This window comes from Anabaenopsis elenkinii CCIBt3563 (genome assembly GCF_015245355.1).
Lineage (GTDB): Bacteria > Cyanobacteriota > Cyanobacteriia > Cyanobacteriales > Nostocaceae > Anabaenopsis > Anabaenopsis elenkinii.
In genome coordinates, this window is record NZ_CP063311.1 from 2,925,670 (window position 1) to 2,940,890 (window position 15,221).

Below are 15,221 nucleotides of genomic sequence, written 5' to 3' on the forward strand. Positions count from 1 at the left end.
TGTAAATCTGCTATTTAAACTACACCAACTAAGTTTAATTAAGCATATGGGAGCATAATCTGACTAGTAAAAACTTCAAAATATATTTACTGAAAAAATATATTTGAGGATTTTAGTATCAATTAGAATTTTAGTTTTATATTCACTTTCCATCGAGTAGAACTAATATGGCAAATTTCAATACCACTGAAACAACTAAACAACTGATTGCTGGTTACTGCGGCATTATTTGCGGGGGATTTGGAGTCCATAAATTTGTCCTGGGATATACCCCAGAAGGCTGCATCATGTTGATTATATCCTTAGTTGGAGGTTATTTTACCTACGGTATTAGCTTGTTAATTATGCAGCTTGTGGGTTTGATTGAAGGCATGATCTACTTAAACAAAAGTTCTGAAGACTTTGTTAATACCTACTTTGTTAACAAGCAGGGGTGGTTCTAAAAGTTACTGTTACCCGGGGAATTTATCTTGAGAATTATGCTAAGAATTAAACGTAAATATCTCACATGGGGGATCTTCCCGCTGGTAGGTATGGGCTACTTCAGCGCCCTGTCTATTTTAGACATCAATTATTTTGGCAAGAGTCTGATTGCTATGATGCCCATACAAGTGTTAGCTGTGATATATATAACTTATATCAGAAAGAGCGGCACTAAAATTCAACATTAGGGGTTAGCCAATAGCTAGTTATTTACTAATAATAGATTACATATGCTCATAAATGCTCATATAGTAGTATGGCTTATGTACCACTACGAGAAGCAGTTAAACAACTGGGATTGCACCCAAACACTTTAAGGAAGTACGCAGACAATGGCAAGATTGAAAGCATCAAAAACGAAGCAGGACAAAGACTTTTTCACATTGAATCCTACCTCCGTGGTGCAACTAGAACTTCCTTTGTCTGCTACTGCCGAGTTAGTTCAACCAAGCAACGAGACGACCTTGGTAGACTCGCCTATATGCAATCACTCTACCCAGATGCCGAAATCATCAAAGATATCGGCAGTGGAATCAACTTTAAAACAAAAGGACTGCAAACCTTACTGGACAGACTTATGCGCCCAGATAAGCTCACGCTTGTTGTTGCCTGTCGTGACAGACTCGCAAGGTTTGGATTCGAGCTTATTGAGTACATGGTCAAGCAAAACGGTGGACGAATCGTGGTTCTCGACAACACTGTACATTCCCCAGAGTCAGAACTTACCTCGGATCTTCTCTCCATCCTCCACGTCTTCTCTTGTCGGATGCACGGACTCAGGAAGTACAGTAAAAAAATCAAGGAAGATCCGGATCTTCCTCACAACCGAGCAGAAGCAGATCGTTAAACAGTGGTTTGGTGTGTCCAGGTTTGTTTACAACACCACCGTCAAACTGCTGCAAGACACTAGCATCAAAGCTAACTGGAAAGCGATTAAGACTGACATATTGAACGGACTACCAGAATGGAGTAAATCAGTCCCTTATCAAATTAAATCAATCGCCATCAAAGATGCTTGTAAGTCTATCAGCAATGCCAAGAAAAAGTTTAAAACCGGTGGTGGTGTTAGCAAGATTAGATTTAGGTCAAGAAAAGACACTGTACAATCTTGCTACATTCCCAAATCTGCCGTAAAAGACTTGGGGATTTACCATACTATATTAGGTAAGGTAACCTTCAAAGAAGCCTTACCACAAAGCTTTGGCGACTGTCGTTTAGTATTTGCCTACCGTGATTACTATTTGACAGTTCCAGAGGACGTGCTACAACAGAAGTCCGATAACCAAGGACGTGTTGTAGCACTTGACCCCGGTATCAGAACATTTATCACCTTCTTTTCTGAATCTAGTTTTGGTGAAATTGGCACATCTGCTAATTTGCAAATACAAAAGCTGTGTTTTCGTTTGGATAAGTTAATTTCTAAATTCACTAAAGCCAAGTGCAAACAAAGAAGAAGGATGAAACTTGCCGCCAGTAGACTGCGGGGTAAAATCAAAAACCTTGTAGACGAATTGCACAAGAAAACTGCTCGATTTTTGGTTGATAACTTTGACATTATTTTACTGCCAACCTTTGAAACATCCCAAATGTCTCAGAAGGCGAAACGACGGATTAGGTCAAAGTCAGTGCGCCAAATGTTAACACTCTCTCACTACCGATTTAAGCAGTTTCTCAAGCATAAGGCTTTTGAGACTAATAAAGTAGTGATGGATGTGAACGAAGCGTACACATCAAAAACAGTCAGTTGGACTGGTGAAATCATCCCCAACCTTGGTGGTGCTAAATTCGTTAAGTCTCCATCTGACGGGCTGGTAATGGGCCGGGACATAAATGGTGCGCGGGGGATTTTCCTTCGTGCATTGGTTGATACGCCCTCTCTTAAAGAGTGTATTTGTTAGTGAATGTTAGCAAAAAAGTATCGGACGCTTTTATTAAGGCGTTGAATTTTCCTAGCCCACTCAACACTTGTCATGCAACTGACCCCGAAAACTCAGCTTACTCCAGAACCAAGCCCAACCTTAGAGAAAATTATCCTCGATGTGGGGGGGATGAAATGCGCTGGATGTGTAAGCGCTGTAGAGCGACAGCTAACCCAATATCCAGGAGTGAAAAGCGCCTGTGTGAACTTGGCTACAGAGGTAGCTGTGGTAGAGTCAGAAACCGGTGCGGTAGACCCAGACACACTTGCACAACGATTAACATCAGCCGGATTTCCCACTCAACCGCGTCAGACAAGGGGAAAAATAGCCCAAGAAACCGCCCTAGATCAAAAAGAAGCACGAAGACGCCAAGAAATGGGTTCTTCATTCCAGCAGTTAATCATTGCTGGACTCCTACTGGTGTTGTCAGGAATCGGACATTTTGGCAATATGGGGGGGGCAATACTACCAATCTTAAATAACATCTGGTTTCACTGTGGATTGGCAACATTGGCCATAATCATTCCCGGTCGCCCCATTATAGTAGACGGTTGGCGGGGATGGCGGCGCAGTTCCCCTAATATGAATACCCTAGTGGGATTAGGAACACTGACAGCCTACACTGCGAGTTTAGTCGCGCTGCTATTCCCCCAAATGGGCTGGGAATGCTTCTTTGACGAACCAGTCATGATGCTGAGTTTTATCCTCCTGGGTAGAACTTTAGAACAACAGGCCAGAGGAAGAGCCTCCGCAGCCTTTAGAGAATTGCTCACACTCCAACCACAACTAGCACGGTTGATTCTCAACCCAGACCCAGAAAAAATAGGTTTGGGAACCAATATTGTGGAGATTCCCGCCGAGAAGGTGCGTGTTGGTGAATGGTTGCAAGTGCTACCAGGAGATAAAATCCCTGTGGATGGCGAGGTGCGCTTTGGGCAAACAACGGTAAATGAGTCCATGCTCACAGGGGAAGCTGTACCAGTGATGAAGCAGCCCGGAAATATGGTATCCGCAGGAACTCTGAACCAGTCAGGAGCAATGGCTATAGTCGCCACTCGAACTGGTAGCGATACTACTTTGGCGCAGATCGTTAGCCTAGTAGAAACAGCACAAACCCGTAAAGCACCTGTACAAAAATTAGCCGATACTGTGGCGGGTTACTTTACCTATGGTGTGTTGACCGCCTCTGTATTGACATTTGTTTTTTGGTTCTTTTGGGGTACTCACATTTGGAATGATGTGACTGTTTCTGGGGGTATGGAAATGATGAACCATTCCCCACTGTCTCATACAGAGGTAATCGATGGGGTTTCTACCTATTCCCCTCTGCTGACCAGCTTAAAACTAGCGATCGCTGTGATGGTTGTGGCTTGTCCCTGCGCCTTGGGACTGGCTACCCCTACAGCCATTCTTGTGGGAACCGCCATGGGTGCCGAACGGGGTCTGTTAATCAAAGGTGGTGATGTCTTGGAAACAGTACACCAGTTAGATACTGTCGTATTTGATAAAACAGGCACTCTTACAACTGGTAATCCTACTGTAACAGATTGTCTACCCATGGGAGAATGGAAGGATGAAAAACCCTACTCTCTCCTGCAACTAGCAGCAGCAGTCGAAAATGGTACTTACCACCCCCTCGCTAAAGCCATTCAACAAGCAGCCCAAGACCAGAATCTACATATTCCCGAGGCTGTAGATTTTCATACAGAACCCGGATTGGGTGTATCTGCTATTGTCGAGGGTCTGTCTGTAATTTTAGGTAACTGTGCCTTCTTGACTCAGCATGGGGTGACTTGGAGTGACGCGGCAGAACAGATGATCCCAGAACTAGCAGAAAATGGTAAAACAGTGGTGGGGGTAGCAGTTGGGGGAAATTTGGCCGGACTAATTGCCGTTCAAGACCCCCTGAGAACGGATGCTCAAGCAACGGTCAAGCAATTGCGCGATATGGGTTTACGGGTGATGTTGCTCAGTGGCGATCGCTATGAAGCAGCTCAGGCCATAGCTCAACCACTGGGACTAGATAGCGCCGATGTCATAGCCGGAGTTCTCCCCAGTCAAAAAGCGGCTCTCATCCAAGAATTACAAACACAATCAGCCGCAAAAGTAGCTATGGTTGGCGATGGTATTAATGATGCTCCCGCTTTATCCCAAGCAGATGTCGGCATTGCTTTATATTCGGGAACAGATGTAGCCATGGAAACGGCGGAAATTGTCTTGATGGGCGATCGCCTACATGATGTTGTGGCTGCAATTCAACTGAGTCGTTGTACTTTCAACAAAATCCGCCAAAATCTCTTCTGGGCATTTGCATACAACACTATCGGTATTCCCTTAGCTGCCGGTGTATTATTACCCAGTTTTGGTTTTATCCTTAGTCCATCTGGAGCCGCAGCATTAATGGCTTTTAGCTCTGTGAGTGTTGTTACCAACTCAATCTTATTGCGCAATTGGTCATCCAAAATCAAAGACTCCTAACCCAAGTTAAAATAAGGCTTTGGTTGAAGTGCATTAAGATTATGAAAGTAGCAATTACAGGAGCAACAGGATTTGTCGGTAGTCGTTTGGTAGAACGACTCCACAAGGATGGTCATCAAATACTAGTGTTCACCCGTAACCCTGCTTCTGCGGTCAAGGTTTTTCCCCCAGGGGCTTTTCCTCAAGTAGAAATTGTCGCCTATACCCCCACTGTGTCTGGTTCTTGGCAAGATGCCCTCAACCGTTGTGATAGTGTAGTCAATCTAGCCGGAGAACCCATTGCTGAGGAACGCTGGACACCAGAACAAAAGCAGAAAATCCTCAATAGTCGCCAGCTAGGTACACAGAAAATCGTGGAAGCCATAGCTAAGGCTAATCCTCAACCCTCTGTGTTAGTTAATGCTTCTGCTATTGGTTATTATGGCACCAGTGAAACCGCTACCTTTGATGAAACAAGTTCACCTGGTAACGATTTTCTAGCTCAAGTCTGTGAAGCCTGGGAAGCAGAAGCCCAAAAAGTTGAAGATGCTGGTGTCCGCTTGGTTATTCTGCGTTTTGGCATCGTTTTAGGCAATGGTGGCGCTTTGGCTAAAATGATTACACCTTTCAAGCTGTTTACAGGTGGACCCATTGGTAGTGGTCGCCAGTGGCTATCGTGGATTCACTTAGATGATTTAGTCGATCTGATTTTACAAGCCTTAACTAACCCAGGGATGAAAGGTGTTTATAATGCTACGGCTCCCCATCCCGTGCGGATGGCAGAGTTCAGCCAAACTTTGGGGGAAGTTATGCAACGTCCCTCTTGGTTACCAGTTCCTGGCTTTGCCCTGGAGTTGCTCTTGGGGGATGGAGCTATGGTAGTTTTGCAAGGTCAACAAGTTATGCCTCAACGTACTTTAGAAGCGGGCTTTAAGTATCAATATCCTCAATTATTACCAGCATTGCAGGGAATTGTTCAGTAAATTATGATACATAAAACTCAGGAATAAAGTCTCCCAGCAAAACCGTTAATTAGCCTGAAATTTGCGGGAAATCCAACTAATTAAACCGCTCAGGATAGCCCCCCCCATCAGGATACCAATTGCTGGGTTAAACAGAGGTTGCCAAAGTTGATGCCATAAATCTAAACCGAGGTTGATTCCCGCAGCATCGCCAAGAGCAGCGATCGCTAACCAGCCAAAGCCAAATAGAACTAAGAATACATCAGCAACTAAAATCAAGTTTAGCCAGTTTAATAATTTTTCTTTCATACTCAGAAGTGGGGTTGAGAGACTCAAATCAATCACAAGGGACTGGGAAGTTTTTTCTCCCCCTTCCCCCTGCGTGGTGCTGGTTGTTAAAATCTAGGGTTCAAATAGCCAACCTTTAACTTTTGCCAAACTTTGCCAATCTGGTTTTCGGCTTAAACCATCGGCGATACTATCTTTAATATCGCTTTCCCATTCTGGGTTCACAAAAATTAACTGTTTGACAAAATCAATATGTTCTCGTAATCCTTTTTGACCTGTTTCCAGCATTGACACCGCCAAGTTAATTCTGGCTTGTGGGTCTTGTGGATTTAACTTCACCGCCTTTTGTGCTGCTTTGTAAGCCAAGTTGGGTTGATTCTCGAGCAAATACAACCAAGCTAAACAAATCCAAGCAGAACTTGTTTTCGGGGCGCGATCGCACACTTCCTTAAATACTGGGATTAAAGATTCTGGTGCTTCACCAGCTTTATAGCGTTCCAATCCTGTATCAAACAGGAATTCAACTGTTTGAGCCATAGCAAATCAGTTAATAATTATATAGTTAATAGTCAGGAGTCAGCCGTCAATAGTCATGAACAACTGACAACCAACCACTGACAATATTACACTCCAAATGATTTGCCGCAACCACAGGTTTGGGCTGCATTAGGGTTAGTAAACTGGAAACCACCACCAATCATGGCATCGCTATAGTCAAGCATTAAACCATAGAGATATAATAGACTTTTGCGATCGCAAACAATTTTGAACCCATCGTAATCAAAAACCTCATCATGAGGAGTGATCTTGCTGGTGTCCTCAAAGTCCATCATGTAAGACATTCCAGAGCAACCACCTTGACGAACTCCCACCCGCAAGCAAAGTTCTTCTCCTTGCTTTTGTTGCAAGGATTTAACCTGGCGCAGGGCTGTTTCACTTAGTTGAATTCCCCGTTGTTGAGACTGAGTTGCTTGTGTCATGTTACTGTTTCAACTCCTGAAGATAGTATAATTAGTTACCTATTTAGGTTTTTGATAATTATTGGAACACCCTTGGGTTTTTGCTCTTATTCTAGCGAGATTTCGATCATTAGTTGCCAAATTGTCAACAACTGGTCAAAAGTAGCTAAAACTTTTTATCCTAGAATTGAGAGATTGGGTATGTTGATGAATTGGGATTGTTAGAGTTCTGCTCCTTGTTACAACCATCAGTTACAGCTACTCTTCAGGTGTAAACAGGAAGATTTTACCCAAGGCTAGCTCTTTCCCATAGTCTACTGCCAAATAGCTTCTTTTTGATTAATCTACTTTATGACAAGCTTTAATCGCTCTACCACTCGTCGGTTGAAAACATTAACTCAAATTCCTTCTGTATGGGAGGGCGATCGCCGTCCGATGTCATCATCGCCAACCTCAGCTTCAAACTCCGAGTCCAACGGTGAATGTATTCTTTGGGTAGATGGTTCCCAAGGTGTAGTGCGGGGAATGGATGTGGTATCTCCTGAAATAGGTCCAGAAGCGATTGTTCGCACCTTAATGCGTGCAATGGAGCATCCCCATAGCCCTGGTAAACCCGCCAGACCCCAAAAAATCGTAGTTAAAGACCGAGAAATTCAGTTTTACCTGCGGGGTGTATTGCAAGGCTTGGATATTAGCATCGATTACGTTCCCGAATTGCCCTTAATCGACGAACTTTTCCGCGGATTTACTGAAATACAGGACAACCAAGTTCCCGATTTACCCCCCCAATATGCACAACTTTTGCGTGATCAAGCCCTCGCTATTTGGCACATAGCCCCTTGGGAAATTTTAGAAGAACAACAAATATTATCAATAGAGATTAATCACTGGGACGTTGGTACACTTTACGTCTCCGTCATGGGAATGCTAGGGATGGAGTACGGTATCTTATTTTATCGTTCCGAAGATTCTCTCAGAGAGTTTCGGACACAAGTTTTACAGGATGATGAATCACAAGCACATTTAGAAGAGGCATTCCTCAAACAAGACTGTCTGTTTCTAACTTTTGATACCGAAAGTGAAATTGACGAGGAGGAAGATTTAACCGATATACCCACATCGGAAATTCAGCCGACTTTCGGTAATATCCATCCATTAGAAGGATTGCGGTCTGTTTTGTATGAAGAGGAAGCACTAGCAGTGTTTGTGGCTCTAGAGAGCCTGCTGCGCTTTATCCGCGATTACCATGACCAACTGGACACGGAAACTTTTCCTAGCCTCAACCGCCGGTATCGGATTTCTCTACCTAAATCCAATTCAGCATCAATTAAATCTTTGTCTGTTACTGTCTCCACCATGCCACAGTTAGCAGCAGAATTAGAGGAAATGGCAGGTTTGGAGACCGAAGAACTAGAAGCAGAAGACTCCCCGGATTTTCCCGGCTTGCGAGATGATCTGATCCCACAAGACTCTTTTATCAGCCTCGGAGTGATCTCTTGGGAAATGTTAGATTCCTTGCGTCACATGGTTCCAAATCATCAACCTGCCGAAATATCAAAGGTCGGTGACGGATTACCGGTGGTTTTAATTCAAAGTTCCCGACCCAAGGCTAAAACTTTAATTGAAAATATTGTCGCCGCCGGCGGACTCAAAGCCATTTGCTTTAATCCGGGTACTGATCCTATTGATGGCGATCGCTACGATTTAGGTTTGTTGCAAACTCAAAATGGCGAATTATTCTTGTTCGGTGAATTTTTAGATGACGATCCCACCCATGGAGAAGCCCGCCAGAAATGGGACAAGCGATGTAAAAATACCAAAGGCTACTGTGGTTTAATTATTGCTAAAGGAGTCAAAGGATCTACCAGTGGTAATCCCGAACCACGAGATATGATGGCTTTATTTGAAGCCCAATCACTTTCTCATCAAGACCTAGGCTTTGGCACTCTACAACTCATGCCTGAGTTAGAATTTGAGTGAACCTGAACCAAAAATCAACCATCAATTCCGCCAGCAACTCAGTTACAATTTGTAAAGAAATTGAAAAGGTGAGATAGAATGCGCGTTGCAATTGTGGGTGCGGGACTGGCTGGGCTAGCAACCGCAGTAGATTTGGCTGATGCTGGTTGTGAAGTGGAGATTTTTGAGTCCCGCCCCTTTGTTGGTGGTAAAGTCAGTAGTTGGGTAGATGAAGATGGCAACCATATTGAAATGGGATTGCACGTATTTTTTGGTTGTTACTACCAGCTGTTTGATTTAATGGAGAAAGTAGGGGCGTTATCGAACTTACGCCTTAAGGAACATACCCACACCTTTATTAATCAAGGGGGACGTACTGGTAGTTTAGATTTTCGCTTTATTACCGGCGCGCCTTTTAATGGCTTAAAAGCATTTTTTACAACTTCTCAATTATCATTACAAGATAAGCTCCAAAATGCCATCGCCTTGGGTACTAGCCCCATCGTTCGCGGATTAGTAGACTTCAACGGGGCGATGAAAACTATCCGTAACTTAGATAAAGTTAGCTTTGCTGAATGGTTCCGCAATCACGGCGGTAGTGAGGGTAGTATCAAACGGATGTGGAACCCCATTGCTTATGCTTTGGGCTTTATTGATTGTGATCATATTTCTGCCCGTTGTATGTTGACAATCTTCCAGTTTTTCGCATCTAAAACTGAAGCCTCAATTATGCGGATGCTCGAAGGTTCCCCAGATGAGTATTTGCACAAACCCATCCTGAAATATTTAGAAGAAAGAAACGTTAAAATTCATACTCGTCGCCAAGTCCGGGAAATTCAATTTACTCAATCAGGGGAACAAACTCAGGTGACTGGCATTATAGTTGCCCAAGGTGACACCACACAAACCGTTACGGCTGATGCTTACCTGTGCGCTTGCGATGTCCCAGGGATTCAGCGTATACTACCCCAAGAGTGGCGTAAATGGTCGGAATTTGACAATATTTATAAATTAGATGCAGTACCTGTAGCCACAGTACAGCTGCGTTTCGATGGCTGGGTAACAGAACTCCAAGATGAAAACGAACGCAAACAGCTAAATCATGCCGCAGGAATAGATAACTTACTCTATACCGCCGATGCTGACTTTTCTTGTTTTGCTGATTTAGCTCTGACTAGCCCCAGTGATTATTATCGCCCCGGACAAGGGTCTTTATTACAGCTGGTACTCACACCAGGAGACCCTTTTATTAAACAAAGTAATGAAGCGATCGCCCAACACGTCCTCAAACAAGTTCATCAACTCTTCCCCTCATCCCGGGAACTGAATATGACTTGGTATAGTGTTGTCAAACTGGCGAAATCACTCTACCGAGAAGCACCAGGGATGGACCCTTACCGTCCTCACCAAAAAACCCCAGTGCATAACTTCTTTTTAGCAGGTAGTTATACTCAACAAGATTATATTGACAGCATGGAAGGAGCAACCATTTCTGGACGGCGTGCAGCAAAAGTGATTTTAGAGAACCTGAAACAATAAGCAAACGCACCAAGCAAAGGAATAAACGAAAATGGCAGAGTGGTTAGAGCATAGTGTGCAGATTGAAGTCGATGCTCCCATGGAACTAGTATGGGGTCTGTGGTCTGACTTAGAGCAAATGCCTCGTTGGATGAAGTGGATTGATTCGGTGAAGATTTCCCCAGACAACCCCGACATATCTCTATGGAAACTGAGTACAGGGGGTCTGGAATTTAAATGGAAATCCCGCATCCTCAAGGTCGTCAAAGAGCAAATTATTCAATGGGAATCCGTTGATGGTTTGCCAAATCAAGGTGCCATTCGCTTTTATGACCGCCACGGTAGTAGTATTGTCAAAATGACCGTTTCCTATGCCATCCCTGGAATTATTGGCAAAATTATGGATAACTTGTTTTTGGGACGGGTAGTTGAGTCTACCATTCAAGCCGACTTGGAAAGGTTCAAAGTATATGCTTTGAATGTTAAATCTCAAAGCTAACCACCCCAAGCCATTCAACACCAAATTAACTGCGGCGAGGTAGCCACTAAATTCTATTTATTTCTATTTATGGGGGCTAGCTAGCCGCATGATCATACCTAATTAAATCCTCACCTAACAAAATTAGTACCAAAAATTACCAATTAGGGTCACCATATAAATTAATGATCATTTCTTCACGAGCCGGTGACACTGAGGATATACAGGCGCGGATAACTTCCCCATCTTCTAGTTCCACTGTGCAAGCGTGACAAGACCCCATGAGACAACCTGTAGGAATAAACACCCCAGCCCGTTGGGCTACCTCTAACAGCGGTTCTCCCACTTCGGCATTAACAGTAACATCATCTGGCAAAAAGCGGACGCGAATAGTCATGAATAATCAGCTTAATTAAGGTAAAATTGGCTCCAAGTCTAAATGGGTTTCAATTTCTGTAGCCACAGAGTCTAAAATCTGTTCTCGATGTTCCTTGTAGTTAGCAACACCTGTAGGCAAGGATTTTAAACCTCGCTGTTGACGCAACCGGTTTAACCAAGCCCGTCGCCAAGGGCCATTATCAAATAGTCCGTGGAGATATGTACCCCAAACAGATTGAGAGCTATCCACTAATCCTAAATTAGCATCATCAAATAAGTGATTATATCCTTGGTTCTGTTCTGATTGTTCTATGCGCGATCGCCCTTGATGGATTTCAAAGCCATTCACCGGTAACCCTATTTGGGGATAATTGGAGCTAACTTGACGCTGGCGAGTAATTTTCTGTCCAGTAATTACAGTTCTAATCGGTAAAAGATTTAACCCAGCAAATCGCCCCGCCTGTCCTTCCACCCCTTCGGGATCAGCGATAATTTGTCCCAGCATTTGATAACCACCGCAAATGCCCAAAACTGTACCACCGGAAGCTGCATAGTTTTTAATTGCTTCTGACATACCCGTTTTATGCATCAGTAGTAAGTCCGTAATAGTGCTCTTTGTTCCAGGTATAATCACAGCATCCGGATGTCCCAACTCTTGCCTCATACTCAGGAATTTCACTGCTACAGTCGGCTCTGACTCCAAGGGGTCAAAATCCGTAAAGTTAGCAATTCTCGGTAAGCGAATAACAGTGATATTCAGGTCTGTGTTGGTTTTGTATGACTTACGTTCTAGTAGGTCTAGGGAGTCTTCAGCGGGAAAAACTTCTTGAAAATAAGGGATCACGCCAATTACAGGGATGCCAATACGCTCTTCTAACCACTTGATCCCCGGTTGCAAAAGCGATCGCTGTCCCCGGAATTTGTTAATTACTATACCTTTAATTAATTGACGCTCTTCTGGTTCTAGTAACTCCAGAGTTCCCACCACATGAGCAAAAGCACCACCCCGGTCAATATCAACCACTAATATAGTTGGCGCGTTCAAATATTTTGCTATCCGCATATTAGTTAAGTCGCGGTGCTTGAGGTTAATCTCCGCCGGACTACCTGCACCCTCACAGACAAGTAAATCAAATTCTGTAGATAAATGTTTTAAAGACTCTTCTATTGCCTGCCAACCAACATTAAAGTATTTTTCGTAATAATCTGAAGCTCTAACTTTGCCTACAGCTCTACCTTTAATAATCACTTGGGAAGTCATATCCCCCTGGGGTTTGAGTAAAATCGGGTTCATTTCTACCGCAGGGACAACACCAGCAGCCCAGGCCTGTACTGCTTGAGCGTAACCAATTTCTCCCCCATTAGCAGTGACATAAGCATTCAAAGCCATATTTTGACCTTTAAAGGGAGCCACCCGCCAACCACGCCGCGACAGAATCCGACAAATAGCTGTACTTATCAGTGATTTCCCCGCGTGGGATGTTGTCCCCACTACCATAATTGCTTTCATAGTTCGTAATTAAAAGGGTAGTCGAAACCAGTAAACTACCGCATTATACAAGCGATCGCTCCAGGAAGCATTAGGCCAATTGTTGCCATGGAATTGTTCTACCAACAGATGACCCAGGGGAGTGAGACGAAAACTATCTGTAATTCCCTGACCATCCACTTCTCGCCGCAAAATACCGACTTGAATCAGCCAGTTTAAAGCATCATCACAAGCCAATTCTGACAAAATGCGTTTAGTATAGCCATGGTGCAAACCACTTTCCATAGCTATGCTGCTTAATGGTAAACTTTGCTGACCCATAGCCTGTAACAACGCCAGATTAAAAGGAGAACATATCAGCGCTCTCCTGGCCCTGTCTACCGCAGTATTTGTATAAGATAACGCCTTCTGGTTATTAGTCATTGGTTATTCCCCAGTTTTCAGTACCATTGTTTTCGCATAAATTCCTTAAATATTGTAAATTATTGTAAAATTTACAAGTCATCAATTTAAAACAGGAAAGGTTCATTATGCCTCTAGCAGTTGGTACGGATGCACCTGCATTTACCGTCAAGGATACCAGCGGTAACACCGTTTCGTTATCAGATTTTGCTGGGAAGACAGTTGTTTTATACTTCTACCCTAAAGATGACACCCCTGGTTGCACCAAACAAGCTTGTAGTTTCCGGGATGCTCAACCTGAATATTTAGGTAAAGATATAGTCGTGCTGGGAGTCAGCGCCGATGATCAAGCCTCTCATCAGGCCTTTACCCAAAAATATAATCTCAACTTTCCTTTGTTGGCTGACACCAACCAAACTTTAATCAAAGCTTATGATGTCGATGGCGGTGGTTACGCCAAGCGTGTTACCTACGTAATTGACCCCAATGGCAAAATCGTTCATGTTGACGCCAGTGTCAATACTACCACTCACGCCAGTGATGTTTTAGCCGCACTTGGTCTGTAGTGATGGGATTTGAATTAACCTGATAGGTTAATTCAAATCCCCATTTATGGTAATTGAGTTCCTTCAGGTGAAACCGATGGTGAATCTGTATTTGACCGTTGCTGTTCTTGAAAAGCTTTTTGTTGTCTGGCTCTAAAGTCTGAAGCGGCTGAGTCTATTTGTTGTTTTTGCTCATAAGCATTCCAGTTGAGATTCCCCAAATTCGCCCGGTGAATAATATCAAACATATTTAAATCACCTGAGTTTGGGGTTGCTAAGGGGTCACTATTCTGGTTTGTACCACGATCTACAGAGTTAAATTGAGCCAGACTCGGTGGAGCCAGAAACAAGGAAGCGAGGCTAATTCCTGCAATACTGAGGAGGGAAAATTGAGTAAATGATAAAAATCTTTTTTCCATGGACTTTTGACTGTGAAATTACTATCAATAATTTAGCTGACTGAGCTTCTAGGCCAGAGTCCGCCGCAGTCGGTTTTGAATGCTCAATAAAGCCACCAACGCAAAGCCAAACAACACCAGGAGCGCTCCACCAAAGGTAACATTACCCCAAGGTGCTGACATGACTACACTATTTAGCCCCCAATCGCTGTGAAGATATAGGTAACGAATTGGTTCTATGGCAAAGCTCAGGGGGTTGAGGGTAGCCACAATTTGCAACCACCCAGGCATAAAGGATAAAGGAGCTAAGGCCGTACTGGCAAACAATAATGGTAGATTTGTCACGAAAATCACCGCAATTAATTCAATGTGTCCAGGTAAGGCAAAGGCTAAACCCAGGGAGATGGCAGTTACACCCAATGCCAGTAGAAACACGATTAAGGCGATCGCCCCCAAACCGGCGGCATCCGGTAGCCCTGCACCCAGAAACGCTGCTGCTGCTACAATTACCGCTGCTTGTAGTAAACTTTGGCTAATAATAAAGATGGCAGAAGCAAAGACAATGGAAAACCGAGAAGCTAAAGGTGCTACCAGTAACCGATTTAAAAAGCCAAATTCCCGGTCAAACATCACCGGTAAACCAGCATTCAGGGCTCCCGCAAAGGCTGTAAACACAATTACACCCGCAGCCAAAAATTGACCGTAATTCGTCGTAGTTCCAAACAAACCCTTGGGGGCATTTTGGAATAAAGCCCCAAATAGGACTAACCACATCACAGGCTGAATAATTCCAGCCACTAAGGTTGAGGGACGGCGTTGTAATTGAATAAACAAGCGACGAGTTAAAGCTAAGGTCTCTTGTGCTAGTTCACCCAATAAATTGGGGGCAGTATTCACATCTAATTCTGGCGATGCTAATTGCTGCCAATTCATTTCAGATTTAGGGGTAACACTCATAGTAATTTAGGAAGTAGGGGAAAAGGACG

General features: G+C 43.7%; 17 protein-coding genes. 9 read left to right on the forward strand and 8 right to left on the reverse strand.

Features of this window, described 5'->3' with window-relative positions; genetic code table 11:
* The first annotated feature begins 167 nt into the window (after positions 1-167).
* The 5 genes from IM676_RS12925 to thyD all read left to right on the forward strand — a co-directional run bounded on the left by IM676_RS12925 (position 168) and on the right by thyD (position 5,842).
* Positions 168-443, forward strand: coding sequence for a TM2 domain-containing protein (locus IM676_RS12925; RefSeq protein ID WP_200987277.1), 276 nt, complete (start codon positions 168-170; stop codon positions 441-443).
* 296 nt (positions 444-739) lie between these two features.
* Positions 740-1,330 carry an IS607 family transposase gene (locus IM676_RS12930; protein ID WP_200987278.1) on the forward strand — a complete coding sequence of 197 codons (591 nt, stop codon included), beginning with the start codon at positions 740-742 and terminating at the stop codon, positions 1,328-1,330.
* On the forward strand, positions 1,323-2,381 hold the full coding sequence (locus tag IM676_RS12935) for an RNA-guided endonuclease InsQ/TnpB family protein (RefSeq protein WP_404799846.1): 1,059 nt from the start codon (positions 1,323-1,325) through the stop codon (positions 2,379-2,381). The genes IM676_RS12930 and IM676_RS12935 overlap by 8 nt, the downstream gene beginning before the upstream one ends.
* Before the next feature lie 72 nt (positions 2,382-2,453).
* Positions 2,454-4,880, forward strand: a complete 2,427-nt coding sequence (locus IM676_RS12940; protein WP_200987279.1) for a heavy metal translocating P-type ATPase — start codon at positions 2,454-2,456, stop codon at positions 4,878-4,880.
* 41 nt (positions 4,881-4,921) lie between these two features.
* Positions 4,922-5,842, forward strand: a complete 921-nt coding sequence (gene thyD / locus IM676_RS12945; protein WP_200987280.1) for a thylakoid membrane protein ThyD — start codon at positions 4,922-4,924, stop codon at positions 5,840-5,842.
* Positions 5,843-5,887: 45 nt separating this feature from the next.
* On the opposite strand, the gene IM676_RS12950 is transcribed toward thyD, so the two are convergent.
* From IM676_RS12950 to IM676_RS12960, 3 genes are all read right to left on the reverse strand, one after another.
* Entirely contained in the window at positions 5,888-6,130 is a 243-nt protein-coding gene (locus tag IM676_RS12950; RefSeq protein ID WP_200987281.1) for a hypothetical protein, read from the reverse strand.
* 93 nt (positions 6,131-6,223) lie between these two features.
* Positions 6,224-6,646 (reverse strand): tetratricopeptide repeat protein, encoded by a 423-nt coding sequence (locus IM676_RS12955; protein ID WP_200987282.1) that lies wholly within the window; start codon positions 6,644-6,646, stop codon positions 6,224-6,226.
* Between the two features lie 86 nt (positions 6,647-6,732).
* Positions 6,733-7,089: an iron-sulfur cluster assembly accessory protein gene (locus IM676_RS12960; protein WP_200987283.1), complete on the reverse strand. Its 357-nt coding sequence runs from the start codon at positions 7,087-7,089 to the stop codon at positions 6,733-6,735.
* Between the two features lie 330 nt (positions 7,090-7,419).
* Between IM676_RS12960 and IM676_RS12965 the strand changes: the two genes are divergently transcribed.
* The 3 genes from IM676_RS12965 (at position 7,420) to IM676_RS12975 (ending at position 11,044) form a co-directional block, all read left to right on the forward strand.
* Entirely contained in the window at positions 7,420-9,048 is a 1,629-nt protein-coding gene (locus tag IM676_RS12965; RefSeq protein ID WP_200987284.1) for a DUF6930 domain-containing protein, read from the forward strand.
* Between the two features lie 78 nt (positions 9,049-9,126).
* Positions 9,127-10,566 carry a 9,9'-di-cis-zeta-carotene desaturase gene (zds, locus tag IM676_RS12970; protein WP_200987285.1) on the forward strand — a complete coding sequence of 480 codons (1,440 nt, stop codon included), beginning with the start codon at positions 9,127-9,129 and terminating at the stop codon, positions 10,564-10,566.
* Between the two features lie 31 nt (positions 10,567-10,597).
* The gene (locus IM676_RS12975; protein ID WP_200987286.1) at positions 10,598-11,044 is read left to right on the forward strand and encodes an SRPBCC family protein; all 447 of its coding nucleotides are present in this window, start codon (positions 10,598-10,600) and stop codon (positions 11,042-11,044) included.
* A 136-nt stretch (positions 11,045-11,180) separates the two neighbouring features.
* Here the strand turns inward: IM676_RS12975 and IM676_RS12980 are convergent, their stop codons facing one another.
* From IM676_RS12980 to IM676_RS12990, 3 genes are read right to left on the reverse strand one after another with little or no spacing between them, the layout of a single operon-like run.
* Complete coding sequence (locus IM676_RS12980; RefSeq protein WP_200987287.1) at positions 11,181-11,420, reverse strand: 2Fe-2S iron-sulfur cluster-binding protein; 240 nt, start codon at positions 11,418-11,420, stop codon at positions 11,181-11,183.
* A 15-nt stretch (positions 11,421-11,435) separates the two neighbouring features.
* Positions 11,436-12,911, reverse strand: coding sequence for a cobyric acid synthase CobQ (cobQ, locus tag IM676_RS12985; protein ID WP_200987288.1), 1,476 nt, complete (start codon positions 12,909-12,911; stop codon positions 11,436-11,438).
* Between the two features lie 9 nt (positions 12,912-12,920).
* Positions 12,921-13,313, reverse strand: a complete 393-nt coding sequence (locus tag IM676_RS12990; RefSeq protein WP_200987289.1) for an Npun_F0494 family protein — start codon at positions 13,311-13,313, stop codon at positions 12,921-12,923.
* 107 nt (positions 13,314-13,420) lie between these two features.
* Here IM676_RS12990 and IM676_RS12995 point away from each other — a divergent pair, with 107 nt between their 5' ends.
* Positions 13,421-13,858, forward strand: coding sequence for a peroxiredoxin (locus IM676_RS12995; protein ID WP_200987290.1), 438 nt, complete (start codon positions 13,421-13,423; stop codon positions 13,856-13,858).
* Between the two features lie 44 nt (positions 13,859-13,902).
* Here IM676_RS12995 and IM676_RS13000 read toward each other — a convergent pair whose 3' ends face one another.
* Entirely contained in the window at positions 13,903-14,256 is a 354-nt protein-coding gene (locus IM676_RS13000) for a hypothetical protein (protein WP_200987291.1), read from the reverse strand.
* Positions 14,257-14,304: 48 nt separating this feature from the next.
* Complete coding sequence (locus tag IM676_RS13005; RefSeq protein WP_200987292.1) at positions 14,305-15,192, reverse strand: ABC transporter permease; 888 nt, start codon at positions 15,190-15,192, stop codon at positions 14,305-14,307.
* Positions 15,193-15,221: the final 29 nt, after the last annotated feature.

Excerpts from the sequence above, each read along its gene's own strand:
- IM676_RS12950 (WP_200987281.1), bottom strand. The coding sequence starts at position 6,130 with ATGAAAGAAAAATTATTAAACTGGCTAAACTTGATTTTAGTTGCTGAT.
- cobQ (WP_200987288.1), bottom strand. The coding sequence starts at position 12,911 with ATGAAAGCAATTATGGTAGTGGGGACAACATCCCACGCGGGGAAATCA.
- IM676_RS12980 (WP_200987287.1), bottom strand. The coding sequence starts at position 11,420 with ATGACTATTCGCGTCCGCTTTTTGCCAGATGATGTTACTGTTAATGCC.
- IM676_RS12990 (WP_200987289.1), bottom strand. The coding sequence starts at position 13,313 with ATGACTAATAACCAGAAGGCGTTATCTTATACAAATACTGCGGTAGAC.
- IM676_RS13000 (WP_200987291.1), bottom strand. The coding sequence starts at position 14,256 with ATGGAAAAAAGATTTTTATCATTTACTCAATTTTCCCTCCTCAGTATT.
- IM676_RS12925 (WP_200987277.1), top strand. The coding sequence starts at position 168 with ATGGCAAATTTCAATACCACTGAAACAACTAAACAACTGATTGCTGGT.
- IM676_RS12955 (WP_200987282.1), bottom strand. The coding sequence starts at position 6,646 with ATGGCTCAAACAGTTGAATTCCTGTTTGATACAGGATTGGAACGCTAT.
- IM676_RS12930 (WP_200987278.1), top strand. The coding sequence starts at position 740 with ATGGCTTATGTACCACTACGAGAAGCAGTTAAACAACTGGGATTGCAC.
- IM676_RS12995 (WP_200987290.1), top strand. The coding sequence starts at position 13,421 with ATGCCTCTAGCAGTTGGTACGGATGCACCTGCATTTACCGTCAAGGAT.
- IM676_RS12975 (WP_200987286.1), top strand. The coding sequence starts at position 10,598 with ATGGCAGAGTGGTTAGAGCATAGTGTGCAGATTGAAGTCGATGCTCCC.
- IM676_RS12965 (WP_200987284.1), top strand. The coding sequence starts at position 7,420 with ATGACAAGCTTTAATCGCTCTACCACTCGTCGGTTGAAAACATTAACT.
- IM676_RS12940 (WP_200987279.1), top strand. The coding sequence starts at position 2,454 with ATGCAACTGACCCCGAAAACTCAGCTTACTCCAGAACCAAGCCCAACC.
- zds (WP_200987285.1), top strand. The coding sequence starts at position 9,127 with ATGCGCGTTGCAATTGTGGGTGCGGGACTGGCTGGGCTAGCAACCGCA.
- IM676_RS13005 (WP_200987292.1), bottom strand. The coding sequence starts at position 15,192 with ATGAGTGTTACCCCTAAATCTGAAATGAATTGGCAGCAATTAGCATCG.
- thyD (WP_200987280.1), top strand. The coding sequence starts at position 4,922 with ATGAAAGTAGCAATTACAGGAGCAACAGGATTTGTCGGTAGTCGTTTG.
- IM676_RS12960 (WP_200987283.1), bottom strand. The coding sequence starts at position 7,089 with ATGACACAAGCAACTCAGTCTCAACAACGGGGAATTCAACTAAGTGAA.